We start from the raw sequence: 24,334 nt of genomic DNA, 5'->3' as shown, positions 1-24,334 counted from the left end.
AATGTTATTAGGAAATTATTTTGCAAATATAGATAGTAGTAAAAAAAAAATTTTTTTTTCAGGAATTTCATTCAATTCAAAAGATATTAAAAAAGATAATATTTTTTTTGCTATTAAAGGGAACCATTATGATGGAAATAAATTTATTTCCACTGCAATTAAAAAAGGCTCTAAAATTATTGTCAGCGAGAAAAGAATTATAAATTTTAAAAAGGGTGTTTTATTTATTCACACTAAAAATATAAGAAAACTTTTAGCAGAAATCGCTTTTAAAATTTATAATAATAAACCTAATAATTTAATTGCTGTAACTGGAACAAATGGAAAATCATCTGTTTCAGATTTTTATTTTCAATTATTGAAACTTAATAAAATAAAAGTAGCCTCAATTGGAACATTAGGTGTAAAATCAAAAAATATTAGACTCAATTTACCAAATACTACAATTGACCCTATTCGAATAGGACAAATATTATCCAAATTAAAATCTCAAAAAGTTAATAATGTAATTATGGAAGCATCTAGCCATGGTCTTAGTCAAAATAGGTTAGATGGTTTAAATTTTTCATCAGGTATTTTTACAAATTTATCTCAAGATCATCTAGATTATCATAAAAATTTTAAAGAATATTTTAAAGCAAAACAGTACTTATTTGAAAATTTGATAAAAAAAAAAGGAAATGTAATAGCAGATGAAACAATACCAGAATTTAAAACAATAAAAAAAATTGCAATTTCTAGAAAATTAAAGTTGCTGGCTTTAAATAATAATAAAAATCAATTTCAAATCTTATCTCATAGTTTTAGAGGTGAGAAACAAATATTAAAGATAAAATACAATAATCTTACAAGAGAAGTAAATTTAAATCTTATTGGAAAAATACAATTAAAAAATATTTTAATGGCAATTCTTGCAGCAAAAAATAGCAATTTAAGTTTAATTAAGATTCTAAATGTATTATCAAAACTTAAACCAATCGATGGAAGATTTGAAAAAATAGGTAAAATCAAAAATAAGTCAAAAGTAATACTTGATTATGCTCATACACCAGATGCGCTTAAAATATGTCTTTCAAACCTTAAAGAGCAATTTCCTAATAAAAAAATAATTTTACTTTTTGGTTGTGGTGGAAATAGAGATCAAAATAAAAGATATAAAATGGGAAAGATCGCAAGTGATTATTCTAACGAAATCTATTTAACTGATGATAATCCTAGATTTGAAGATCCGCGAAAAATTAGAAATGATATTAAAAAAGGTATTCAGAATACTTTTATAAAAGAAATACCTGACAGAAAAAAAGCTATATCTGAAGCTATCAAAAATTTAAATACAGGTGATATCTTGTTAGTTGCTGGAAAAGGTCATGAAAAAACACAAGATTTTGGTAAAAGGAAAATTTATTTTTCAGATAAAAAAATTATTTTAAATTGTATCAATCTTAAAAATATAAACTTATCAAAAAACTTAAAGATAAATATTATTAAAGAAGTATCTAAAATCAAAAATAAAATTCCTTTGATAAAAATAGATAAAGCAAGAATCAACTCCAAAGAAGTAAATAAGAATGATATTTTTTTTGCTATAAGAGGAAAAAAAAATGACGGAAACAAATTCATTGCAGAGGCATTTAAAAATAGAGCATCATTAGTTGTAGTAAATAAAATTCAAAATAAATTTGATAGTAAACGTCAGATAAAAGTAACAAATACATTAAAATTTATGACTGAAATTTCAAAAATATTTAGAAAAAATATCGATACAAATATAATAGCTATTACAGGAAGTTGTGGGAAAACTACTCTTAAAGAATTATTAGGTAATGTGTTAAGAAAGTTTTCTAGTGTTAGTATTTCTCCAAAATCATATAACAATAAATTTGGAGTACCCTTAAGTTTACTTAATTTAAGACATAGTGATGAATTTGGAATTTTAGAGGCTGGCATGGATAAAAAAGGTGAGATTGATAGTCTGACAAATATTATAAAACCTAATGTTGGCTTAATAACCAATATTAATTATGCACATGCAAAAAATTTCAAAAATATTAAACAAATAGCCTTAGCTAAAGCAGAGATAATTAAAAATATATTACCTAATGGTTTCGTTGTCTTGAATGCAGATGATAGTTTTTTTAAATTACATAAAAAAATTGCCTCTAATAAAAATATTAATGTGATTTCTTTTGGGATTAAAAGTAAAAAAGCAAATGTTAAGTTAATAAATATAAAAAAGGTTGAAAAAGTATTTAAAATTAAAGTTAAAATAAATGATACGTTTAAATATTTCATAATATCTAATAATTTTCAAAATAATATTTATAATATTTTAGGTGCTTTAAGTGTAATTAGTATTTATAAAAATGTACTTAAATTAAATGAAAAAATTTTCTTAGATTTCAAAAGTCCAGCAGGAAGAGGGGATCGTTCTATTGTAAAGATTGGTAACAAAAAAATTAATTTAATTGATGAAAGTTATAATTCTAATCCTCTATCTTTAAAATCAGCTTTAAAGAATTATGATAATATTGACACAAAAAAGTATCGTAAATATCTTTTGCTTGGAGATATGATGGAACTTGGAGTACATTCAAAAAAACTTCACCGTTCAATAGCTCCTTTAATAAATAAGACAAATATTGATAAAGTATTTGTTATGGGAAAAATGGTCAGAGAAATATTTAAAAATATTACTAAAGTAAAAAGAGGAAGAATCTTAGTAAATAAATTGAAAATATTTGAATTTATTGAGAAAGATTTAAATAATAATGATTATTTAATGATTAAAGCCTCAAATGCGACAGGTTTCAATAGTATAGCAAATAACCTAAAGAGATTAAATTAAATGCTTTATCAATTTTTACTTAATTTTGTTGACACCTTTAGTTTTTTGAATGTTTTCAAATACCTGACATTTAGGACTGGTTTATCTTTTTTTACTTCATTGATTATTGTTTTAATCATTGGAGGATCTTTTATAAAATTTTTTTCAAAACAAAAGATTTTAAATCCTATCCGAGATGATGGTCCGGAAGATCATATAGTTAAAAAAATTGGAACTCCTACTATGGGCGGAGTAATTATTTTGTTTGGTTTGTTGATATCAGTATTATTTTGGGCTGATTTATCAAATTTAAATGTTCTATTTTGTCTATATATCGCAATTTCTTTTGGTTTACTAGGAGCATTCGATGATTATAAAAAAATAAAGTACAGTAACTCTTCAGGTATCTCATCAAAGTTAAAATTAACCTTCCAAATAATACTAGCAATAATTGGTGTTAGTTTTTATGTTTACTTTAATGACTATCAAGATTTAACTAATCTATACTTTCCTTTTTTTAAAAACCTTATCATTAATCTTGGATGGTTTTTTATACCTTTTTCAATATTTGTAATTATTGGTTCATCGAATGCTGTAAATCTCACCGATGGATTAGATGGGTTAGCAACAGTGCCTGTTATACTTGTTGCAGCTTGTTTTGCATTTATAAGTTATGTCACTGGAAATGTTGTATTTTCAAATTATTTACAAATTCCATACATAGAAGGAACTGGAGAAGTTTCAATATTTTGTGGAGCTATCATTGGCTCTTGCTTAGGGTTTTTATGGTTCAACGCACCTCCAGCAAAAATTTTTATGGGAGATACTGGATCTTTATCTTTGGGTGGCTCCCTAGGAGCAGTTGGTATAATAACAAAACATGAGATAGTTTTAGCAATTACAGGAGGTTTATTTGTTCTTGAGGCTGTTTCAGTGATTGTGCAAGTAATATCATTTAAAATTACTGGTAAAAGAGTTTTTAAAATGGCGCCAATTCACCATCATTTTGAAAAGAAAGGCTGGCCCGAATCAACAGTTGTAATTAGATTTTGGATAATTTCTATAATTTTAGCGATGATTGGACTAGCTACATTAAAATTAAGATAATGAGTGATAATTCACAAATTTTCTTCAATAAAAAAATTTTAATTTATGGATTAGGAAAAAGTGGTCTTTCTTCGTTTAATTTTTTAAAAAATAAAAACGAAGTGTATTTGTTTGATGACAATCTTAGCCTTAAAATTAATAAGCCTTTAAAAAAAAAAATTCTCAAATTTAAAGAATTATTAAATATTAAATTTGATTTAATAATATTAAGTCCAGGAATTGATATAAAAAAATGTAAGTTAAAAAATTTACTAAAGAAAAAAAATAAAGATATTTATACAGATCTAGATATTTTTTACGCATTTTATAAAAATATCTCCATTACAATTACTGGTACAAACGGTAAGTCTACTACTTGCAAACTTTTGTATGATATCTTTAAAGATCAAAAAAAAGATGTTCGATTAGTAGGAAATATTGGTACGCCAATTCTATCTATTAAAAAGATTTCAAAAAAAACAATTTTTGTAATTGAGGCTTCGTCTTACCAACTAGAATATAGTAAAATTTTTTCATCAAAATTTGCTGCCATTCTCAATATTGCTCCAGATCACTTAGAGAGACACGGAAATCTGAATAATTATATAAGAGCAAAATTTAAAATTTTTAATAATCAAAAAAGAGGAGCAATTGGATTTGTTAATAAAAACGATCATTTAATACAAAAAAGAATTAAAGAAAAAAAACTAAAGTTAAAAATAGTAAATGTAGATACAAAATTAAATAAATATCTTCTGAAAAGAATTAGAAATAAATATTTTTTATCAAGATCAAATCAGGCAAATCTATCTTTTGTTTTAGAAGTAATTAAAAAATTTAATATAAAATCAAATCAATTATTCAAAAGCGTTAATAAATTTAAAGGATTGAATTATAGACAGAAAATTATCTATAACAAAAATAAATTAATCATAATTAATGATTCTAAATCAACAAGTTATTCTTCTTCAAAAGAATTATTAGAAATGTATGAAAATATTCATTGGTTAATTGGTGGTATTCCAAAAAAAGATGATAAATTATTTTTATCAAAAAGATATTTTAAGAATATTAAGATTTATGTTTTTGGTAAAAACTTTAAAAAATTCTCAAAAGATTTAAAGGAGAAGACAGAGTTTAAAAAGTTTAAAAATTTAAATCTTGCACTATCAACAATTTTTAAGAATATCCTTAAAAAAAAACACTCAAATAACACAATCCTATTTAGTCCAGCTTCCGCCTCATTTGATAGTTTTAAAAATTTTGAGGAAAGAGGCTTATATTTTAATGAATTAATAAAAAGACATTTGAATGAAAGAAAAATTATTTAGCTATATTTCTTTTTATCAGTGGTGGAAAAGTATTGATAAACCTATTTTATCATTGATCTTACTTTTATTTTTGGTTGGTTTATTTTTCTCACTTGTATCAACTTCTCTAATTGCATCAGATAAATTAGATACAAATACATATTTCTTTTTTTTTAAACATACGGTCTTTGTTTTTTTTGGCTTCTTTTTGATTTTTTTTCTTTCTTTTATACCTGAAAAAGAAATATTTAGAATTTCTGTAATATTTTTCTGCTTATCATTAGTTTTGTTATTACTTGTTCCCATAATTGGAGTAGAAATTAAAGGTTCAAAGAGATGGATTGATTTACCAATCTTGCCAAGAATACAGCCTATCGAGTTTGTAAAGCCTTTTTTAATAGTAATAATAAGTATGATAATTTGTTCTCAAAAATATACTAATTTTAATTTGAAATACTTCTTATCTTTTTTATTAACTTTGTTGATATCGTGTCTTTTGATACTTCAACCAGATATCGGTCAAACTCTTTTAATCGGTTTTAGTTGGTTAGTTTTGATTTTTATTTCTGGTATAAGTATATTTTTTTTGAGCCTAGTTTTTTTTATTTCTTTAACTGGGATAGTATTCATCATTAGTTTTTTTCCACAATTTAAATACATAAAAGATAGATTATTTTCTTTCTTTAATCCCGAAATGGGTACTCATAACTTTCAATCAGATAAAGCATTAGAAGCTATAGTAAGTGGAGGTTTCTTTGGGAAAGGTATTGGAGAAGGAACATTAAAAAACAGAGTCCCTGAAGCTCATACTGACTACATTATTTCAGTAATTTCAGAAGAGTTTGGAGTAATCTTAATAATGTTAATTTTGTTGACCTACCTAGTATTAATATTTTCAGTTCTGAAAAAAGTTTACAATGAAAATGATAAAACGATCAAATTAATACTAACTGGATCTATTAGTTTAATACTTATGCAAGCAATGATTCACATAGGAGTAAATATTAGATTATTCCCAACTACAGGAATGACTTTACCGTTTTTAAGTTATGGGGGATCATCGATTATAAGTATTTCTATTATGTCTGGTATAATTTTGAATTTAACGAAAAGAAAAATAATTAAATGAAAAATATTTTAATCTCAACTGGGGGATCAGGAGGACATGTAGTGCCAGCAAAAATTCTTCGTGAACATTTGCAATCAAATTTTAATATTTTTATTTCTACTGATTTAAGAGGGTTGAAATATCTAGATGATAAAAAAAATGATATTGTTTTGATAAATACTCCTAAATTTAATCTGAATATATTTTTTATATTTAAAATACTCCAAGTAATTTATTTAGTGATTAAAACAGTCTTATTATTAAAAAAAAATAAGATAGATATTGTTTTTTCAACAGGAGGATATATGTCATTACCTGTTTGTCTTGGTGCAAAATTATTAGGAATAAAGCTATACTTACTAGAACCCAATATTGTTTTAGGTAGAGCAAATAGACTCTTTTTGGGTTTTTGTAACAAAATTTTTACTTATACAAGAAACTTAAAAAACTTTCCTGAAAAACTCAAATATAAAATTAAAATAATATCTCCACTAGTTAAAAAAAGTTTTTATGAGAAAAAAAAAATTAAAACAGAAAATAAAGTATTCTGTCTTTTAGTTGTTGGCGGTAGTCAAGGTGCAAAGATTTTTGATAATATAATAAAAAATGTTATCGTAAATTTGTCAAAAAAAAATAAAATTAAAATCATCCAACAAACTCATAAAAGTAATACTGATAATTTAAAGAATATTTATGATAAGGCTGAAATTGAAAATACCATTTTTGATTTTGAAGAGAATTTAGTAGATTTTATTACTCAATCAGACTTATGTATTACTCGTGCTGGCGCATCTACTTTAGCAGAATTATCAATTATGAATAAACCATTTTTAACAATCCCTCTAGTTTCAGCAAAAGATAATCATCAATTTGAAAATGCAAATTTTTATCAAAATTTAGGTTGCTGTTGGATTATGAGTCAAAAAGACTTTAATGAGGTTAATTTAGAAAAATTTTTAGATCATATAATTATGAATAAGTCTGAGTACAATATAAAAAAAAATAATTTAGAAAAACATAATTTCCAAAACTCATGGAATGATATAAACCAAAAAATATTGGAAACTATTGATGAAAATTGAATTAGCTAAAAAGGAAATTATCCATTTCATAGGTATTGGTGGAATAGGTATGAGTGGTCTCGCATTGATAATGAAGGCAAAAGGTTTCAAAATTCAAGGAAGCGACATTGCAATTAATAAAAATATAGAAAAACTAAAAAAAAATAATATTAAAATATTTATTGGTCATAAAAAGCAAAATATAAAAGATGTAACAATTGTTGTAATCTCCTCTGCTATAAAAAGAAATAATCCAGAACTTATTGAGGCTCAAAGAAAAAAATTACCTGTCATTAAAAGGGGAAAAATGTTGGCTAATCTTGTTTCGCTAATGAGAAACATTGTTGTGGTAGGCTCTCATGGTAAAACAACAACGACATCCTTGGTAAGTTCAATTTTTGAAAAAACAAAATTAGATCCGACTATAATAAATGGTGGGATTATAAATTCAATTAAAGGCACAGCGAAACTTGGTAAAAGTGATTGGTCGATCCTTGAAGCAGATGAGTCTGATGGAAGTTTTATTCATATTTCGCCAACTTATTCAATCATAACAAATGTAGATAGAGAGCACATGGATTTTTATAAATCTATTAAAGATTTGAAAAACTATTTCTTGAAATTTATTAAAAAAGTTCCATCATTTGGAAAATCATTTATATGTGTTGATGATAAAATTAACAATGAACTAATTAGGTCTGTCAAAAACAAAAATTTTTATACTTATGGAACAAAATCGAACGCTAATTTTCTTATAAAAAATATAAAACAAGAGAAACAATACTCAAAATTTGATTTATTTGTAAGCTTACCAAATAAAAAGAAATTAGTTTTGAAAAACTTTAAAATTCCATTACTAGGAATTCACAATATTAGAAATTCTACAGCAGCAATAGCAGTTGCTTTTACAGTTGGTATCTCACCATCTAATATAAAAAAAGGTTTAATAAATTTTAAGGGAGTACAAAGAAGATTTAATAAAATTTTTTCATATAATAAAATTGATTTTTATGATGATTATGCACATCATCCTACAGAAATAAGATCTGTCTTAGAGGGCGTGAAAAATGTTTATAACAAGAGTGAAAAAGTTTGTATTTTTCAACCACATAGAATTTCAAGATTAAAAGATTTAAGAAAAGAATTCTCTGAATCTTTTAAAGACGCAGATATTGTTATTCTTTGTCCAATTTTTACTGCTGGTGAGAAAATGAAATTGGGATTTAGTTATAATAATTTTGCAAAAGAAATTATAAAAAATTCTAAAGTAAAATTATTTTTAGTGAATAACAATATTCAATTAGCAAAATTTATAAAAAAAAATATGTATGGAAATAAGATTGTAATTGGGATGGGAGCTGGTTCAATTTCAAATTGGATAAAAAGGTTACCAGAATTAATGTAATGCAAAAAAATCAACTAAAAGATTTACTGAAGGATTTTGGAAGTAATGTGGTTTTTGATCAAGATCTTAAAAAAAAAAATTGGTTTAATATTGGTGGTAAATCAAAAGTTTTTTTTAGAGCGGATAATTTAAAAGATTTAGTAAAATTTCTCCAGTTGTTAAATAATCAAGAAAGAATTTTTATTATTGGAGCAGGGTCAAACACTTTGATTTCAGATGACACTTTTGATGGAGTTGTAATTAAACTAAGTAAAAACTTTAATAGAATCTCATTGTTAAGAGAGGATGTTATAATATCTGGAAGTGCAGTTTTAGACAAAAGTTTATCAGAGTTCGCAGCTCAAAATAATTTAAGTGGATTTGAGTTTTTATCTTGCATCCCAGGTTCTATTGGAGGGGGAATAAGAATGAACGCAGGTTGTTTTGGTAAAGAATTTAAAGATATTCTTATATCGATCCAAGCAATAGATAACAGAGGTAATTTAATTACGATACCTTCAAAAAAAATTAATTTTGAGTATAGAAATAATGATATTCCTGAGGATTTAATTTTTTTAAGTGCATCATTTAAAGGGATAAAAAGTGATGTCCAAAAAATTAATAGTGAGATTTTAAAAATGAAAATAGAAAAGGAAAAAAATCAACCAACTAAAATTAAGACTAGTGGAAGTACTTTTAAAAACCCAATAAACCAAACAAATAAAAAAGTTTGGGAACTAATTAGAGAGTCAGTTTCATTAGATACTAAATTTGGAGACGCATGTATTTCTAATAAACATTCAAATTTTTTTGTTAACAAAGGAAATGCTACTTTTAAAGATATGAAAAAACTAATTGACTTTGTATCACAAAAAGTTTTTGAAAAAACTGGTGTTAAACTAGATAATGAAATTAAAATATTGGAATAGTTTGAAAAAAAAAATTTTAATAATTTCAGGTGGTATCTCAAAAGAGAGAATTATTAGTATAGATACAGGAAAACAAGTTGCTAAGGAACTTAGAAAAAATGGTTATGTTGTAAAAATATGTGAACCAGATAAAAATTTTTTATCTATAACTAAAAATTTTAGACCACACATTATTTTTAATGCTCTGCATGGACAGTTTGGTGAAGACGGATACATTCAATCAATATTAGAGACAATTGGTATTCCCTATACACATTCCGGTGTTATTTCATCTGCCAAAGCAATGGATAAAGAAATCTCAAAAAGAATTTTTAAAAAAAATAAAATTTTAACACCAAAATATTTTTTATATACCTTCAATAAAACAGACAAAAAGCTAATTTATGAAATTAATAAAAAATTGGGTTTTCCTGTTGTGATTAAACCAATTAATGAGGGGTCTAGTGTAAATGTCTTTATTTGTACAAGAAGAAATCTTTTCAGTAAATTAAAACTATTAAAAGACTATAAAAAAGTTTTAATTGAGCAATTTATACCAGGTCGTGAAATACAAGCTGCGATAATCGGTAAAAAAAAACTTGGTGCAATTGAATTAAAACCAAAGAGAAAATTTTATGATTATCAGGCAAAATATAATTCCAAAGCTAAAACAGAACATATTATCCCTGTTGATTTATCTAAAAAGGATTACAGGAAACTCATGAATATAACACTTAAAGCTCACAAATTGATTGGATGCAGGGGTGTTACTAGGTCGGACTTTAAATTTTATAATGGAAAATTCTATCTTTTAGAAATTAATACTCAGCCTGGTATGACTAAACTATCTTTAGTACCTGAAATATCTTCCTATGTTGGTATTAGTTTTATGAACTTAATTAAATTAATCTTAGAAGATGCATCAATTAATAAGTAAAAAAGTTATTATTTACTTATGTTTATTTTTTTTACTAGTCACAGTAAATAATAATTCAATTATTAATTTAAGACTACCCATAATTGAACGAATTAAAATCTCAGGATTTGATTTAGATCAAAGTAATCAAGTTAAGAATGTAATTGAAAGTTTAAAATCCAAAAATATTTTTTTTATTAATCAATTTGAAATAAAAAAAAACATTTTTTCTGATAATGTAATCGAAGAGTTAAGTATATTTAAAAATTATCCATCTACTTTAATTGTTAATATTAAGAAAACTCAATTTTTAGCGGTTACAAAAAAAGATGGTGAAGATTTCTTTATTGGTAAAAATGGTAAATTGATAAAGAAAAATAAATCAATAGCTAAATTGCCATATGTTTATGGTGATTTAAATACGAGTGAATTTTTAAAATTTAAAAAGAATATTGATGACTCAAATTTTGAATTTAAGCAGATATTAAATTTATATTACTATAAATCAAAAAGATGGGATATAGAGACTTCAAATGGATATTTGATTAAATTACCAAGAGAAAATATAAGTGAAGTTTTAAATTTGTTTATACGTTTGTCCAAAGAAAAAAATTTCAATGATAAAAAAACGATTGATTTTCGTCAAAAGGGTCAAATAATATTAGATGCAAAATAATTTAGATTTTCAAACATTTATTTCAGTTGCTCCAAATAAATTTATTCTTACTGTTACTGATTTAAAAAATGAAATTCTTTTTGAAAAAGTTTATAAAGAGACTCAAATTAATGATGCAAAAGAGATTAATTATATAGCTTTAGGTGACTTTTTAAAAAAAAATATTATTGAAGTAGAAAAAAGACTTAAAAAATTCATAGAAACTGTTCACTTAATAATTGATTACAAAAATATTTATACAGTATATTTTTCAATTAAAAATAAAGTAGATATAATTTCATTAGATACAAAGATAGTGAATGAACTATTGGTAGATGCTAGGAGTTACTGCAAAGATACACTAAAGGATGTGGATATTTTACACATAAAAATTGATCAATTTCATATTGATAATAATTATTACAATGTCTTTCCTGATAAAAAAAAATGTAAAAATTTATCAATTGATTTAAGCTTTGTCTGTTTGCCCGATTATGTGTTAAAAAATATTAAAAAATTATTAAGTGAGTATAAAATATCTGTAGACAAGGTATTTAGTCATTCTTATTTAAAAGGTTTTTCAAGCGATAAAAGTAAAAATATTTACGAAATTGCTCAAAAAGTTATGTTTGGACTTAATGAAAACGAGGTTTATATAACCAACAAAAATCCCAAAAATAACGGTTTTTTTGTGAAATTTTTTGAATTTTTCAAATGATTTGTATTTTCTCGTAATATTAGTTGTTTTTAAAATCAAGTTTTTGTGAATTAAAAGTTTCTCGTGTCACTTTTAAATCAAAAAACTATAAAAGAAGCTGTATCATTCACAGGTATAGGACTACATAGTGGAAAACAGGTAAAAATTTGTATTAAACCATCTGATCCTGATACAGGAATTGTATTTAAAAGAGTTGATTTAAAAGAAAACAATTTAATATATCCAAATTTTACAAACGTTAGCAACACCGCTTTAAATACTACAATAAGCAATAACACTGGTGTTAGTGTATCAACAATAGAGCACCTGATGGGAGCGTTATTTGGAATTGGAATTGATAATGTTTTGGTTGAAATTGATAATGAAGAAGTGCCAATTTTAGATGGTTCAGCTAAACAGTTTATAGAAAAAATATTATCAGTTGGTTTAATTTGTTCTGATAAACCGATCAAAATTATTAAAATAAATAAAAAAATAGAATTTAAAAATAAAGATAAGTTTATATCAATTGAGCCATCAAAGTTAAGCTTGGATATTGATTTCCAACTTAAGTATCAAAATAAAATTATTGGTGATCAAAGAAATAAAATAAATGTTTACGAAGATGATCTAACTGAAATTTTCAATTCAAGAACTTTTTGTTTATATGAGGATATTGAAGCAATTAAGAAAAACGGTTTAGCAAAAGGTGGCAGTTTAGATAATGCAGTTGTTGTGAAGGGTGAGGATGTGCTTAATACAGACGGTTTGAGAAATTCAAAAGAATTTGTAAATCATAAAATACTTGATTGTATTGGTGATCTTTTTACAAGTGGGTATCGAATGATTGCTAGTATTAAATGTTCGCAAGGAGGCCATTATTTAACAAATAATTTATTAAGAGAAGTATTTGCCAACAAAGATAATTTTTCCATCATTGAAATTCAAGAAAGAACACTTCCTCATACATTAATCAATAGAACTTTATTAAGATCAATAGCTTAATTTAATATTCATCTTTATAATTTTTTTTTAACTATGTATACTTGCATAGATGTTCAAAAATAAAATAATAATAGTTCTTTTCTCTTTAGCAACATTGTTTGGATGTAGTAAAGAGCCTGAGAAAATCAAGTTAATAAAAGAGACTAATCAAAAAGTTGAAATGATTTCAGCTTATAAGGAGGGAATGAATTTACTAGAAATGGGTGACTATTATGCAGCTGGTAAAAAATTTTTAGAGGCTGAAATTTTATTTCCCCAATCGCAATGGGCATCTAAGTCGGTTTTAATGGCATCATATTCTTATTATATGCAAGATTATTATTCTTTGGCCATTCAAAATTTAAAAAGATTCTTTAATACTTACCCGAATGATGAAAATATTGCTTATGCTCATTATTTGTTAGCAATGTGTTATTATGAAACAATTGAGGGAGAAAAAAAAGATTTAGCTCCTTTAACTCTTTCTAAAAAAGAACTTAATTTTATTATTAAAAATTATCCTGAAACTGATTATGCTTATGATGCTAGATTTAAGATTGATCTAATTAATGATGTATTAGCAGCAAAAGAAGTTTATATAGGAAGGCATTATGTTAAAAAAAAAAAGTGGATACCTGCACTAAACAGATTTAAAAATGTATTAGAAAATTATGAAACTACCGTACATGTGGAAGAAGCAATCCATAGACTGGTAGAAATTTATTTTAAATTAGGTATGGAGGAGGAGTCACTTAAGTATGCGTCTTTATTAGGTTATAATTACAATTCTGGTGAGTGGTATGCGGAAACTTACAAAATTTTTAATAAAAAATACAAAGTATCAATTCCTAAAACTAAAAAAGAGAAAAGTAAAATTTTAAGAAAAATAAAAGATCTTTTTTAATATGGTTGATGAAAAAATTAATCAAAAATATCTTAAAAAAATTAAATTATTTCAAAAATATAACAAACACTATTATAATCTAAATAATCCGTTAGTTGATGATTTTAAATTTGATAAATTAAAATCAGAAATAATTGATTTAGAAAAAAAATATAATTTCTTAAAACATAAGAGTTCCCCATCAAATTCTGTTGGATTTAAACCATCTAAAATCTTTAAAAAAGTTAAACATAAAACACCAATGCTGTCTTTGGGCAACGCATTTACTGAGGAAGATCTAATAAATTTTGAAAAAAAAATCTTCAATTTTTTGAATAATGAAAAAGGATTAAATATTGAATATAGTGCAGAGCCCAAAATTGACGGAATATCAGCATCATTATTTTATAAAGATGGAAAATTTTTAACTGGCCTATCCAGAGGCGATGGAAAAGAGGGGGAAGATATAACAGAAAATTTAAAAACAATTAAAGATATACCACATGAATTACAATTTAAAGATTTTCCTAAGGAGCTAGATATAAGGGGGGAAGTATTTATTCAAAATAGCGATTTTAGAGATTTAAAAGATAAATTTGCAAATCCGAGAAATGCTGCCTCTGGTTCTTTAAGACAAAAAGATCCCAAGGAAACTCAAAAGATTCCTCTGAAATTTATTGCTTATACTTTTGGTTATGAGAGAGGATTGAAAGTGTCCTCTCAAGAAGATTTTTTAAAAAAGTTAAAGGAATGGGGTTTTAAAACAAATCCTTTAAATAAAACCATTAAAACAACAAAAGATTTAATGAAAAATTATAATGAAATCGAAAAAAAAAGAGATCAAATAGATTTTGATATTGATGGAATTGTTTATAAGGTAAATAACTTCACATTGCAAAAAAGATTGGGAAATGTTGCAAATGCTCCGCGATGGGCTATCGCACATAAATTTTCTGCTAACAGTAGTATTTCGAAAATTGAAAACATTGAAATTCAAATTGGTAGAACTGGTGCTTTAACACCAGTAGCAAAAATAAGACCAGTTAATATTGGAGGTGTTGTTGTTTCAAATGCAACTTTACATAATGAAGAGGAAATAAACCGAAAAGATATAAGAATTGGAGACACAGTTTTAATTGAAAGAGCGGGAGATGTTATACCTCATGTAATTTCAGTAGATTTAAAATTGAGATCTAAAGATTCAAAAAAATTTAATTTTCCGAAAAATTGTCCATCTTGTGGATCCAAAACTGTAAAAGACTTTAATTTCACAACAAAAAAAGAAGATGCAATTAGAAGATGCTCAAGTGAGGGTTATGAATGTGAAAAAATGGCGATAGAAAAGATAAAACATTTTGTATCAAAAGAGGCTTTTAATATTGATGGCTTTGGGAAAAAAATTGTTGAAAATTTTTGGAATTTAAATCTAATAAAATTTCCCCATGATATATTTAAGCTTGATTATACTAAAATAGAAAATTTAGAAGGATGGGGAAAGCAATCAGTTGCAAATTTGAAATATTCAATTAATCAAAAAAAAACAATTTCTTTTGAAAAATTTATTTACGCTCTGGGTATTAGACATATAGGTTTAGAAAATGCCAAAATTATAACAAAAAATTTAAAATCATTAAAAAATTTTATCTCTTTATCAAAAAAAAATAATTTTGATAATTTGATTAATATTGATGGAATTGGTGAGACTCAGATTAATTCAATAAAAAATTTTTTTAAAAATAGTACAAATTTACATGTTTTAGAAAACCTAGAAAAAGTAATCATAGTGAAAAATGCTGAAAACCAAAAAACTGATGGTATTTTCAGTAACAAAACTTTTATGTTTACTGGTAAACTTTCAAGCATGAGTCGTTCAGAAGCAAAATCTTTGATAGAACAAAATTCAGGATCAATTGTTAGCAATGTTACAAAGAAGCTTAATTATTTAATAGTTGGAGAAAAACCTACAAATAGAAAAATTGATGCCGCAAAAAGATTGAAAGTAAAAATTTTAGATCAGTCATCTTGGCTAGAAATGCTTAAATAAAGCTAGCTAACCACTTCTTTTCCTTTTTATTAAGTAACGGAGATAACTTTGAATAAACTTCAAAATGGTATTTAAATATATAATCCCTTTCTTTTTTTGTTAATAGTTTAAAATTGATTAAATCTTTTTCTATTGGTACCAAAGTCAAATTTTCAAAAATTAACTTATTTTTAACTTTTTTCGCATAAATTAAGTTTTCAATACGTATTCCAAATTTACCTTGTTTATAATATCCAGGCTCATTACTTAGTATCATTCCATTTTGAATTTTGACTGAATTTTGTTTTGAAATAGCTTGAGGACCTTCATGAACATTTAAGAAAAAACCAACACCGTGCCCGGTTCCATGGTTATAATCTTGATTATTTTTAATAAGAAATTTTCTAGCCTCACTATCTATTAATCTCCCAGTTTTTTTTTTATTGAGATCGGTATTAACGACAGCAATGTGTCCTTTCAAAACATTAGTAAAAATATCTTTTATTTTTCTATTTTGATTTTTGAAACAAATAGTTCTTGTAACATCTGTTGTGCCAAATTTATATTGTCCTCCAGAGTCACAGAGGAACAATTCATTATTTTTTAAAAGTTTTGTATTATTTTTCGTTGCTCTATAATGTACAATTGCTCCATTTTTACCACTACCTGCTATAGTATCGAAACTTGGAAATAAATAATTTGAGTTCTGTTTTCTAAAATATTCTAATTTATTTTGGGCATCGACTTCAGTGATATTTAATTTTTTTTTGTTCTTTAACCAAAAAATAAATTTTGTTAATGCAACTCCATCTATTAAGTGTGCATTTACCATATTATCAATTTCAATCTTATTTTTAATTGATTTTAAAAGATAAATTGGATCTTCTTTTTTTATAATTTTTAATCTTTTTTTTAAGATTTGTTCAAAATAGATAGAACACGTTTTTCTATCTATTAAAATATTTTTTCCATTTAATTTGTTAAAAAAATTAGGAAAATTTTTAAATTCGATAATTTGGTTTTTTTTTAATTTTTTTTCTTTTACAAGATTTTTCGATTTTTTTTTATTTACAATTAAATAAATTTCTCTTTTTTTACCAATTACTAAATGACAGTTTGGTATTGGACTTGTTGGACTATCGTAACCTCTGATATTCAATAACCATGCTACATTTTCTGGAGCAGAAATAAATATGTAATCTAATCTCTCTTTTCTTAAAAATGATAATATTTTTTGTATTTTTTGAGAATGATTTTCACCAGTTACTTTTGTGTCAAGGGAGTAAAAAGGAATAATTTTCTTTTGTTTTGCTTTAAAAATATTATCAACCAGATTTTCATTTATAATTTTTACCCTGTTATTCTTCAAGAAAAATTTTTTAATCTGATCTGATGTGAATAATTTCGGATCTATTCCTAAATTTAAGTTTTTAAATATTTTTATATCTCGAATTTCTTTATAGTCAATAATTCTAAAATTTTTCCCACTCTCAATTTTAGCTTGAATGGTATATCTTCCATCAACAAAAAGATAATTTTTATTTTTTAAAATTATTGCGTATCCTGCTGACCCTTTAAAATTTGAAATAAAGCCCAATCTATCTTTGTTTGAATATTCAGAAAAAAACTCATCGTTTTTTGGGATTACATAGCCATCTAAATTATATTTTATAAACTGGTCTTTTAATCTTCTTATTCTTGATCTTATCATTTGATTCTTTTTTGATATCTTATCCAACCAGGACTTCTTTTGGACTCGTCATCTAGTTCAACATCTTGATTAAATTCAAATTCATCAAATGTATTTGTATTATCGTCAAAAAATGAATTTTTTTCCAAATTATCTTCTGGAAGTTCCTCAATAAATCTAGATGCCATACTATCTATCCAATCCCCTTGATAAAATCTATTCATTGAGAATGAAATAATTGCTTTTTTTTTGGCTCTAGTGATACCAACATATGCTAGTCTCCTTTCCTCCTCCAGACCATTCTGTCCTTTTTCTTCTATCGATTTCTGATGCGGAAACAAACCCTCTTCCCATCCTGGTAAAAAAACAACATCAAACTCTAAACCTTTTGCTGCATGCATTGTCATCATGTTGATTTTTTCACCTTCCCAATCTTGATCAATAGATGTAGCTAAGGAGACATGATCTAAAAAACTTTCTAGATTATCAAATTCTTTCATTGCACTTAATAATTCTTTAATATTTTCAAGACGATTTTCATTTTCAAGATCTTTTTTATTTTTTAACATTGCAGAATATCCAGACTCATCTAGAATAATTTCTAACAATTTCACATGATTTATTTTTTTGATGTTAAGATCATTACGCCATTTGGAAATCAAATCTAAAAATATATTTAAACCGATTTTTGCCTTAGGTTTTATCAAATTTTTTTCTATCATCTTTCTTGACGAATTTTCTAAACTTAATTTACTAGTTTTAGAAAATTCATGAATTGTTTTAATAGTACTTTCCCCAACAGATCTCTTTGGATTATTCACAATTCTCTCAAATGCTAAATCATCTTTATCTTGATAAATTAGTCTTAAATAAGCTACACTATCTTTTATTTCAGCTCTTTCATAAAACTTAATTCCACCCAAAATTCTATATGGCATGCCTATTTTTAAAAATCTTTCCTCGAATTCTCTAGTTTGAAAAATTGCTCTGACTAAGATAGCAATATTATTAAGTGAAAAATCTTTTTTTATTTTTTCTACTTCATCTGATACTCCAATAGCTTCATCTTTCCCATTTTTAAAGCAATTTAACTGTATCAAATCTCCTGCTTCCATTGTTGATTTTAATGTTTTACCAACTCTATTTTCATTATTAGAGATCAAAGAGGAAGCAACTGTTAAAATATTTTCTGTAGATCTATAATTTTGTTCAAGTCTTATTACTTTTGTATCTTTGTAAATTTTATCAAATTCTAAAAAATTTTTTATTTCTGCACCTCTCCAACTATAAATTGACTGGTCATCATCGCCTACGCAGCATAAGTTCCTATTTCTTTCTGCTAATAGATTTAACCATTTACTTTGGATATAGTTTGTATCTTGATATTCATCGACAAGAATGTACTTAAAATTTTTACAATAAATTTCTCTTATATCTTTATTTTTTTCTAAAATTTTTACTGAATGAAGAATCAGATCTCCAAAATCGCAGGCATTTAATTCAACTAACTTTTGCTGGTAAATTTTATATACCGGTAAAATAGTTTTTTCATATATATCTTTTTTATTTATATTTACTTCGTCAGGATATAAACCTTTATTTTTCCATTTATCAATTATTGCGATAATATACCTTGGGGCAAGTTGTTTAACGTCTATGTTTTCAGCTTTACAAATATTTTTTATAAGCCTTATTTGATCATCAGTATCAATAATTGTAAAATTTGATTTTAAGTTTACGGCAGGTGCATGTTTTCTCAATAGTTTTGCACAAATTGAATGAAATGTTCCTAACCAAGAAAGTCCAACTGCTGATGAACCCAAAATTTTACTGACTCTGCTGTGCATTTCCTTAGCAGCCTTGTTTGTAAATGTGACTGCAAGAATTTGGTTTGGAAAAGCATTTTTAGTTTTAATAATATGAGCAATTCTACTGGTTAAAACCTTTGTTTTACCAGATCCAGCCCCTGCAACTATCAATAATGGCCCCTCTATAGATAATACAGCTTTTTTTTGAGCATCATTGAGATTTTTAAGATAATCAGAGTTTACCATTTGAATAATTTAATTATAAGTCTCAACAATTTATGTTTAATTTAAACTTTTACAAAAAAAAATTTAGAAAAATATTATTACCAATAATTAAAATTATAGAAAGTTTTTTTACAGAAATAGATAGATCTAAATCTCAATCTAATAGACAAATACCTTTAAAGAAAAAAATAATCCACCTAGACAGTAGGATTGAGAGTTTTTTTGATAAATTTAAAAATTTAAAAAAATTCAATCAGAACAAGAAAAAACTACATTATTTAAATTCTAAATTAAGCATATCTATCGCTTTGATAGTTGTATTATTTTTTTCTTATTTTTTTATACCCGCTTTTTATAATAAAGATGAAATAAAAAAACTTTTTACTGACCAAATTTCCGATCAATATGACATTGATATTAAATTTAATGAAAAAATAAATTATGGACTTTTTCCTCGTCCATATTTTTTCACAAAGAATTTAAATATCTTATTTGAGGATGATATTTTAGGAAAATCTAATTATGTAAAGTTTTATATTTCCTTTAATAATTTCTTCTCATTAAAAGAATTAAAGATTAAAGATTTAATTTTCAAAAATACAGAATTTAATACAAATTCAGATAATATTTATTTTTTTAATGAGATTTTAAATAATTTAAAAATGGAAAATAGAATAATATTTAAAAAAAATAAGCTATTTTTTAGGGATAATAATAACGATTTATTATTTTTATCTAAACTGCAAGAAATTAACTTTTTTCATGATGATACAAATCAACTACAAAAATTAAATTCTGGATTTGAAATTTTTAATATTCCATTGAAATTAAATGTAAGTAGAAATGATTATGATAAAAAAAAACTTATTGAACTAAGTTCTAGAAAAATTCGGCTTGATAGTAAAACAACAATTAAGCATAATGGCGAAGATATTATGGGCTCGTTTGACATTTTATTCTTTAATAAAAAAAATTCATTCAATTATAAAATTGAAAATAAAACATTAAATTTTTTATCTAAAAATGATAATTTTAATGGAACGTTAAATTTAAAACCATTTTACTTTTATTCAGATTTAAGCTTTGACTATGTTAGTCAAAAAAAAATATTTAATAATGATAATTTAATATATGACCTTCTTAATACTGATTTATTATACAATCCAAATTTAAATGCTGTTTTCAATATTAAAATAAATAAAGTAGAAAAATTTGATTATTTTAAAAATTTGAATATGAAAGTTGTTTTAGGTGATAGCAGAATAACTGCAAATGATTTTGATGTAAAATGGAATGAATCAGTTTCTCTAAGATCTAAAGATATTGAATTTCTAAATGAAAAAGATGAAAAAAAACTTATTGGTGAGATAATATTTGATTTCAATGATGTTGAGAAATTTTTTAGATATTTTCAAATTAAAAGAAATTATAGAAACGTCTTTAATCAAATTAAAGCTGATTTTGTTTATGATTTTAATGAAAATAAAATTTATCTTAACAATTTAGTTGTTGATAATAAATCTAATAAAAAAATAAATTCTTTTATTGAAGATTATAATAGAAAAGAAAACAATATATTTAATAAAGTAACATTTAGAAATTTTGTAAAAGAATTTTTTAAAATTTATGCCGGATAAATCATTTTTTTTGGATTGACAATTTTATCGTAATCTTTCTCGTTTATTAGTTTTGATTTGATAGCCTCTTCTCTTAAAGTTGTCTTATTTTTAAGAGCTAGTTTGGCTATTTTAGCTGAGTTGTCATATCCAATAAAGGGTGCAAGTGCTGTTACAAGCATTAAAGAATTATCTAAGTACTCTTTTATTTTAGATTTGTCTGCTTTTATACCTTTGACACAAAAAATTGTGAAGTTTTTAATACTATCTGACAATAAATCAATGGATTGTAAAATATTATGAGCGATTAAAGGTTTAAATACGTTCAACTCAAAATGTCCATGAGAACCGGCCATCGTAATTCCATTATGATTTCCAATTACTTTCACACATACCATTGTCACTGCCTCAGATTGTGTAGGATTAACTTTTCCAGGCATTATAGAAGAGCCAGGTTCATTTGCAGGAAGCACTAGTTCTCCATAACCTGCTCTTGGGCCAGATCCAAGGAATCTTATGTCATTCGCGATTTTCATTAAACTCACTGCAGTTGTATTTAATGTCCCAGAAAAATTTACTATTTCATCGTGCGCTGCTAAAGCTGCAAACTTATTTTTTGTAGGTTTAAATGGTAATTTAGTAATTTTTTTAATCTCGTTAATTATTTTTTTATCAAAGTTTTTTTTACTGTTAATTCCGGTTCCAACGGCAGTACCACCTTGAGCAAGGTTATAAATTTCATTTAATGCTTTACTAATCCTATTAATACTGTCTTCAATTTGAGACTGATAGCCAGAAAATTCTTGCCCTAATGAAAGCGGAGTTGCATCTTGGAGGTGTGTTCTTCCAACTTTTATAATATTTTTAAATTCTGAAACTTTTTTTTTTAGTTCTTTATTGAGTAATTTTAAAGATGGAATCAATTTATTTTTAGTTTCAATAGCGATAGCTATATGCATTGCAGTTGGAAAAACATCATTTGTAGACTGAGATTTATTCACATGATCATTAGGATGAACTGGTTTTTTTGTACCTTTTTTTCCTCCTAAAATCTCTATAGCCCTATTAGCTATCACCTCATTCACATTCATATTTGTTTGTGTACCTGACCCTGTTTGCCAAACTTTTAATGGAAAATTGTCATTTAGTTTCCCTGAAATAACTTCATTAGATGCAGAAATAATTGCTTTACAAATTTTAGGCAAAATTTGTTTTTCTTTTAAGTGAACTTTCGCAGCTGCTTTTTTTATTATGGCAATAGATTTAATTAATCTAGGTCTTACTAAAAATTCTCCTATATCAAAATATTTTTTTGACCTTTGCGTAGATGCACCCCAATACTTATCGTTTGGTACTTTTATTGATCCAATACTGTCAAATTCTTTACGAAATTTCATTGATAGTTAATGGCTATTTATATATTAAAAACTAAATAACTTACAGGAGCAAAATGACAAATTTTGAGAAAGTTGGCACTTTTATGAAAACTTTTGGTCAAGAAGTAAAATTAAGACCTTCTATGAGTAGTGCCAAAATAAACAAATTGAGATTAAGTCTTATTAAAGAAGAGTTTGATGAACTAGAAAATGCAATGAATAAAAAAGATTTAGTCGAAATAGCAGATGCACTAACTGATATTCTTTATGTTACATATGGGGCAGGACATGCTTTTGGTATTAATCTTGATAAATGTTTTGATGAAGTTCAAAATTCAAATATGAGTAAATTAGATATAAATGGCAAACCAATATATAATGAATTAGGTAAAGTAATGAAGGGACCTAACTATTTTAAACCAAATTTAAAAAAATTTTTAGAGTAAAATTAAGGGGCGTTCTGTTGCCAGGTGCCCCGAACTTTGTTTGATTATAGCTAATTATTTTTCCAAAAACACATAAATTTAACGTATTAGGACGAGTAGAGGACGAGTCAAAATCGACTCGGCCAAAGAGTTTAATTTTGATATTATTGAAATTATATTAGAGGAGGAAAAATGGATAAATTTACAAAAGGCGTATTAGCTGTGATTGCAGTTGGTATTATAGGAATAAATATTCAGATGATGAATGGTGGAAGCGGTATTATTGGAAAAGCTTATGCAAATGATAAAATCCAAAAAGTTGTTATTTGTGATAGATCTGGATTTAGTTGTGCTGCAATAAGAGGTCCAAGTTTGTCTGTTACAAATGATTAAATAATTTAACTTAGATGAAAAAATTAATACTTTTTATATCTTGGGCAACACTCGTTTTAATAATTCAAGCTAAAGCCGATATAATAAAAGCTAATTGTTTAATCGATGAATTTTATCTTCAAGAGCAGAAAATTGATAAATCAGAACAAGAGGTTCTGGCTGGAAAAGTTATTAAGTTGGAAGTAGACACAAATAAAAAGTTAGTCTTAGATAAATCAGACCTGAAAAGAATTATTATATTAACCGGTATTCCTGAAGAGGGAATTAAATACGATGGCGACACTACAAGAATAACTTATCAAAATGAATTAAAAGTAATTGATCAAGAAAATGATAGAGAATTAAAATATATTTATAATAATTCTATATTATTGGAAAATAATGAAATATCTCGATTAAATATTAAAATTGATCAAACTGGAATATCATTAAATAAATGGAAATTTTTTATTAAATGTAGATCAGGTGAATATACCGATATTGAAAAACAAATAGCCAGAAGAACTCTTTCCCCAGATAAATCATTAGTAAAACCAAAATATAAGCTTGATGAGAATGGAAAGCCAATTCTTTTTCTTTTTGAAGCTCCGAGTCAAACTCGACAAAGTATAATACCACAAAATTTTATTTTTAATGCAGACATTAGTACATTAACCATTGAAGATGCTCTATATGAACTTGAGCTTAAAAGTGCCGAGGATCTTTTGAATTATTATAAAGCGAAATTATTCCACAATAATAAAATAGCTTCTCTAGAACTTGCAAGACAATTCATGACCTTCAAAAAAGGTGAAAGAATTTCTTATGATGATATAAAAAATCTTGATGAGAAAAAATTTTTTAGAATTCCATTAAAAAATGATCCTGAAAAATATAAGATAAAGTTTTATAAGAAAGAATATTTCAAAGAAAAAAAGAAATTATAGTTTATATGACGAGTACAGGACGAGTCATTAGGTTGT

20 protein-coding genes are annotated in these 24,334 nt (G+C 25.3%); 17 read left to right on the top strand and 3 right to left on the bottom strand.

The window, feature by feature from the left end; genetic code table 11:
* Position 1: 1 nt before the first annotated feature.
* The 13 genes from ACTT9C_RS01005 to ligA all read left to right on the top strand — a co-directional run bounded on the left by ACTT9C_RS01005 (position 2) and on the right by ligA (position 15,860).
* The gene (locus ACTT9C_RS01005; protein ID WP_440922647.1) at positions 2–2,845 is read left to right on the top strand and encodes a UDP-N-acetylmuramoyl-L-alanyl-D-glutamate--2,6-diaminopimelate ligase; all 2,844 of its coding nucleotides are present in this window, start codon (positions 2–4) and stop codon (positions 2,843–2,845) included.
* On the top strand, positions 2,846–3,931 hold the full coding sequence (gene mraY / locus ACTT9C_RS01000) for a phospho-N-acetylmuramoyl-pentapeptide-transferase (protein WP_440922646.1): 1,086 nt from the start codon (positions 2,846–2,848) through the stop codon (positions 3,929–3,931).
* Entirely contained in the window at positions 3,931–5,241 is a 1,311-nt protein-coding gene (murD, locus tag ACTT9C_RS00995; protein ID WP_440922645.1) for a UDP-N-acetylmuramoyl-L-alanine--D-glutamate ligase, read from the top strand. Before mraY ends, murD begins: the two co-directional genes overlap by 1 nt.
* A complete protein-coding gene (locus ACTT9C_RS00990; RefSeq protein ID WP_440922644.1) occupies positions 5,222–6,349 on the top strand; it encodes an FtsW/RodA/SpoVE family cell cycle protein in 1,128 nt (375 codons plus the stop codon). Before murD ends, ACTT9C_RS00990 begins: the two co-directional genes overlap by 20 nt.
* Entirely contained in the window at positions 6,346–7,410 is a 1,065-nt protein-coding gene (locus tag ACTT9C_RS00985; RefSeq protein ID WP_440922643.1) for a UDP-N-acetylglucosamine--N-acetylmuramyl-(pentapeptide) pyrophosphoryl-undecaprenol N-acetylglucosamine transferase, read from the top strand. Before ACTT9C_RS00990 ends, ACTT9C_RS00985 begins: the two co-directional genes overlap by 4 nt.
* The gene (gene murC / locus ACTT9C_RS00980; protein ID WP_440922642.1) at positions 7,400–8,794 is read left to right on the top strand and encodes a UDP-N-acetylmuramate--L-alanine ligase; all 1,395 of its coding nucleotides are present in this window, start codon (positions 7,400–7,402) and stop codon (positions 8,792–8,794) included. The genes ACTT9C_RS00985 and murC overlap by 11 nt, the downstream gene beginning before the upstream one ends.
* Positions 8,794–9,702 carry a UDP-N-acetylmuramate dehydrogenase gene (gene murB / locus ACTT9C_RS00975; RefSeq protein ID WP_440922641.1) on the top strand — a complete coding sequence of 303 codons (909 nt, stop codon included), beginning with the start codon at positions 8,794–8,796 and terminating at the stop codon, positions 9,700–9,702. The genes murC and murB overlap by 1 nt, the downstream gene beginning before the upstream one ends.
* A 1-nt stretch (position 9,703) precedes the next feature.
* A complete protein-coding gene (locus ACTT9C_RS00970) occupies positions 9,704–10,618 on the top strand; it encodes a D-alanine--D-alanine ligase (protein WP_440923114.1) in 915 nt (304 codons plus the stop codon).
* A complete protein-coding gene (locus ACTT9C_RS00965; RefSeq protein ID WP_440922640.1) occupies positions 10,599–11,273 on the top strand; it encodes a cell division protein FtsQ/DivIB in 675 nt (224 codons plus the stop codon). The genes ACTT9C_RS00970 and ACTT9C_RS00965 overlap by 20 nt, the downstream gene beginning before the upstream one ends.
* Positions 11,263–11,970, top strand: a complete 708-nt coding sequence (locus ACTT9C_RS00960; protein ID WP_440922639.1) for a hypothetical protein — start codon at positions 11,263–11,265, stop codon at positions 11,968–11,970. The genes ACTT9C_RS00965 and ACTT9C_RS00960 overlap by 11 nt, the downstream gene beginning before the upstream one ends.
* A gap of 63 nt (positions 11,971–12,033) precedes the next feature.
* On the top strand, positions 12,034–12,954 hold the full coding sequence (lpxC, locus tag ACTT9C_RS00955) for a UDP-3-O-acyl-N-acetylglucosamine deacetylase (RefSeq protein ID WP_440922638.1): 921 nt from the start codon (positions 12,034–12,036) through the stop codon (positions 12,952–12,954).
* A 49-nt stretch (positions 12,955–13,003) separates the two neighbouring features.
* Positions 13,004–13,837: an outer membrane protein assembly factor BamD gene (locus ACTT9C_RS00950; RefSeq protein WP_440922637.1), complete on the top strand. Its 834-nt coding sequence runs from the start codon at positions 13,004–13,006 to the stop codon at positions 13,835–13,837.
* 1 nt (position 13,838) lies between these two features.
* On the top strand, positions 13,839–15,860 hold the full coding sequence (ligA, locus tag ACTT9C_RS00945; RefSeq protein WP_440922636.1) for an NAD-dependent DNA ligase LigA: 2,022 nt from the start codon (positions 13,839–13,841) through the stop codon (positions 15,858–15,860).
* Here the strand turns inward: ligA and ACTT9C_RS00940 are convergent.
* Together ACTT9C_RS00940 and ACTT9C_RS00935 are read right to left on the bottom strand one after the other, a co-directional pair.
* Positions 15,853–17,550, bottom strand: a complete 1,698-nt coding sequence (locus tag ACTT9C_RS00940; RefSeq protein WP_440922635.1) for a M24 family metallopeptidase — start codon at positions 17,548–17,550, stop codon at positions 15,853–15,855. The two genes, ligA and ACTT9C_RS00940, sit on opposite strands and share 8 nt — an antisense overlap.
* Positions 17,547–19,583: an ATP-dependent helicase gene (locus tag ACTT9C_RS00935; protein ID WP_440922634.1), complete on the bottom strand. Its 2,037-nt coding sequence runs from the start codon at positions 19,581–19,583 to the stop codon at positions 17,547–17,549. Before ACTT9C_RS00935 ends, ACTT9C_RS00940 begins: the two co-directional genes overlap by 4 nt.
* A gap of 32 nt (positions 19,584–19,615) precedes the next feature.
* Between ACTT9C_RS00935 and ACTT9C_RS00930 the strand changes: the two genes are divergently transcribed.
* The gene (locus ACTT9C_RS00930) at positions 19,616–21,199 is read left to right on the top strand and encodes a hypothetical protein (RefSeq protein ID WP_440922633.1); all 1,584 of its coding nucleotides are present in this window, start codon (positions 19,616–19,618) and stop codon (positions 21,197–21,199) included.
* Here ACTT9C_RS00930 and fumC read toward each other — a convergent pair.
* Positions 21,187–22,575, bottom strand: a complete 1,389-nt coding sequence (gene fumC / locus ACTT9C_RS00925) for a class II fumarate hydratase (protein WP_440922632.1) — start codon at positions 22,573–22,575, stop codon at positions 21,187–21,189. The genes ACTT9C_RS00930 and fumC overlap by 13 nt on opposite strands.
* A 53-nt stretch (positions 22,576–22,628) precedes the next feature.
* On the opposite strand from fumC, the gene ACTT9C_RS00920 reads away from it, so the two are divergent.
* From ACTT9C_RS00920 to ACTT9C_RS00910, 3 genes are all read left to right on the top strand, one after another.
* The gene (locus tag ACTT9C_RS00920) at positions 22,629–23,000 is read left to right on the top strand and encodes a phosphoribosyl-ATP diphosphatase (protein ID WP_440922631.1); all 372 of its coding nucleotides are present in this window, start codon (positions 22,629–22,631) and stop codon (positions 22,998–23,000) included.
* Positions 23,001–23,171: 171 nt separating this feature from the next.
* Positions 23,172–23,372 (top strand): hypothetical protein, encoded by a 201-nt coding sequence (locus tag ACTT9C_RS00915; protein ID WP_440922630.1) that lies wholly within the window; start codon positions 23,172–23,174, stop codon positions 23,370–23,372.
* A 14-nt stretch (positions 23,373–23,386) separates the two neighbouring features.
* On the top strand, positions 23,387–24,298 hold the full coding sequence (locus tag ACTT9C_RS00910; protein ID WP_440922629.1) for a hypothetical protein: 912 nt from the start codon (positions 23,387–23,389) through the stop codon (positions 24,296–24,298).
* The last annotated feature ends 36 nt before the right edge of the window (positions 24,299–24,334 follow it).

Origin of the sequence: Candidatus Pelagibacter sp., assembly GCF_052049575.1 — a bacterium.
In the GTDB taxonomy this organism is placed as follows: Bacteria; Pseudomonadota; Alphaproteobacteria; order Pelagibacterales; family Pelagibacteraceae; genus Pelagibacter.
The sequence above is the reverse complement of the archived record's forward strand: the minus strand, read 5'-3'. Positions and strand labels throughout refer to the sequence as shown.

What these genes read in the sequence shown, in the direction of transcription:
- ACTT9C_RS00910 (WP_440922629.1), top strand. Translation starts at nt 23,387, where the DNA reads ATGAAAAAATTAATACTTTTTATATCTTGGGCAACACTCGTTTTAATA.
- murC (WP_440922642.1), top strand. Translation starts at nt 7,400, where the DNA reads ATGAAAATTGAATTAGCTAAAAAGGAAATTATCCATTTCATAGGTATT.
- ACTT9C_RS00940 (WP_440922635.1), bottom strand. Translation starts at nt 17,550, where the DNA reads ATGATAAGATCAAGAATAAGAAGATTAAAAGACCAGTTTATAAAATAT.
- ACTT9C_RS00935 (WP_440922634.1), bottom strand. Translation starts at nt 19,583, where the DNA reads ATGGTAAACTCTGATTATCTTAAAAATCTCAATGATGCTCAAAAAAAA.
- ACTT9C_RS00985 (WP_440922643.1), top strand. Translation starts at nt 6,346, where the DNA reads ATGAAAAATATTTTAATCTCAACTGGGGGATCAGGAGGACATGTAGTG.
- murB (WP_440922641.1), top strand. Translation starts at nt 8,794, where the DNA reads ATGCAAAAAAATCAACTAAAAGATTTACTGAAGGATTTTGGAAGTAAT.
- ACTT9C_RS00920 (WP_440922631.1), top strand. Translation starts at nt 22,629, where the DNA reads ATGACAAATTTTGAGAAAGTTGGCACTTTTATGAAAACTTTTGGTCAA.
- fumC (WP_440922632.1), bottom strand. Translation starts at nt 22,575, where the DNA reads ATGAAATTTCGTAAAGAATTTGACAGTATTGGATCAATAAAAGTACCA.
- ACTT9C_RS01005 (WP_440922647.1), top strand. Translation starts at nt 2, where the DNA reads ATGTTATTAGGAAATTATTTTGCAAATATAGATAGTAGTAAAAAAAAA.
- ACTT9C_RS00990 (WP_440922644.1), top strand. Translation starts at nt 5,222, where the DNA reads ATGAAAGAAAAATTATTTAGCTATATTTCTTTTTATCAGTGGTGGAAA.
- ACTT9C_RS00950 (WP_440922637.1), top strand. Translation starts at nt 13,004, where the DNA reads ATGTTCAAAAATAAAATAATAATAGTTCTTTTCTCTTTAGCAACATTG.
- ligA (WP_440922636.1), top strand. Translation starts at nt 13,839, where the DNA reads ATGGTTGATGAAAAAATTAATCAAAAATATCTTAAAAAAATTAAATTA.
- ACTT9C_RS00960 (WP_440922639.1), top strand. Translation starts at nt 11,263, where the DNA reads ATGCAAAATAATTTAGATTTTCAAACATTTATTTCAGTTGCTCCAAAT.
- murD (WP_440922645.1), top strand. Translation starts at nt 3,931, where the DNA reads ATGAGTGATAATTCACAAATTTTCTTCAATAAAAAAATTTTAATTTAT.
- mraY (WP_440922646.1), top strand. Translation starts at nt 2,846, where the DNA reads ATGCTTTATCAATTTTTACTTAATTTTGTTGACACCTTTAGTTTTTTG.
- ACTT9C_RS00915 (WP_440922630.1), top strand. Translation starts at nt 23,172, where the DNA reads ATGGATAAATTTACAAAAGGCGTATTAGCTGTGATTGCAGTTGGTATT.
- ACTT9C_RS00965 (WP_440922640.1), top strand. Translation starts at nt 10,599, where the DNA reads ATGCATCAATTAATAAGTAAAAAAGTTATTATTTACTTATGTTTATTT.
- ACTT9C_RS00930 (WP_440922633.1), top strand. Translation starts at nt 19,616, where the DNA reads ATGTTTAATTTAAACTTTTACAAAAAAAAATTTAGAAAAATATTATTA.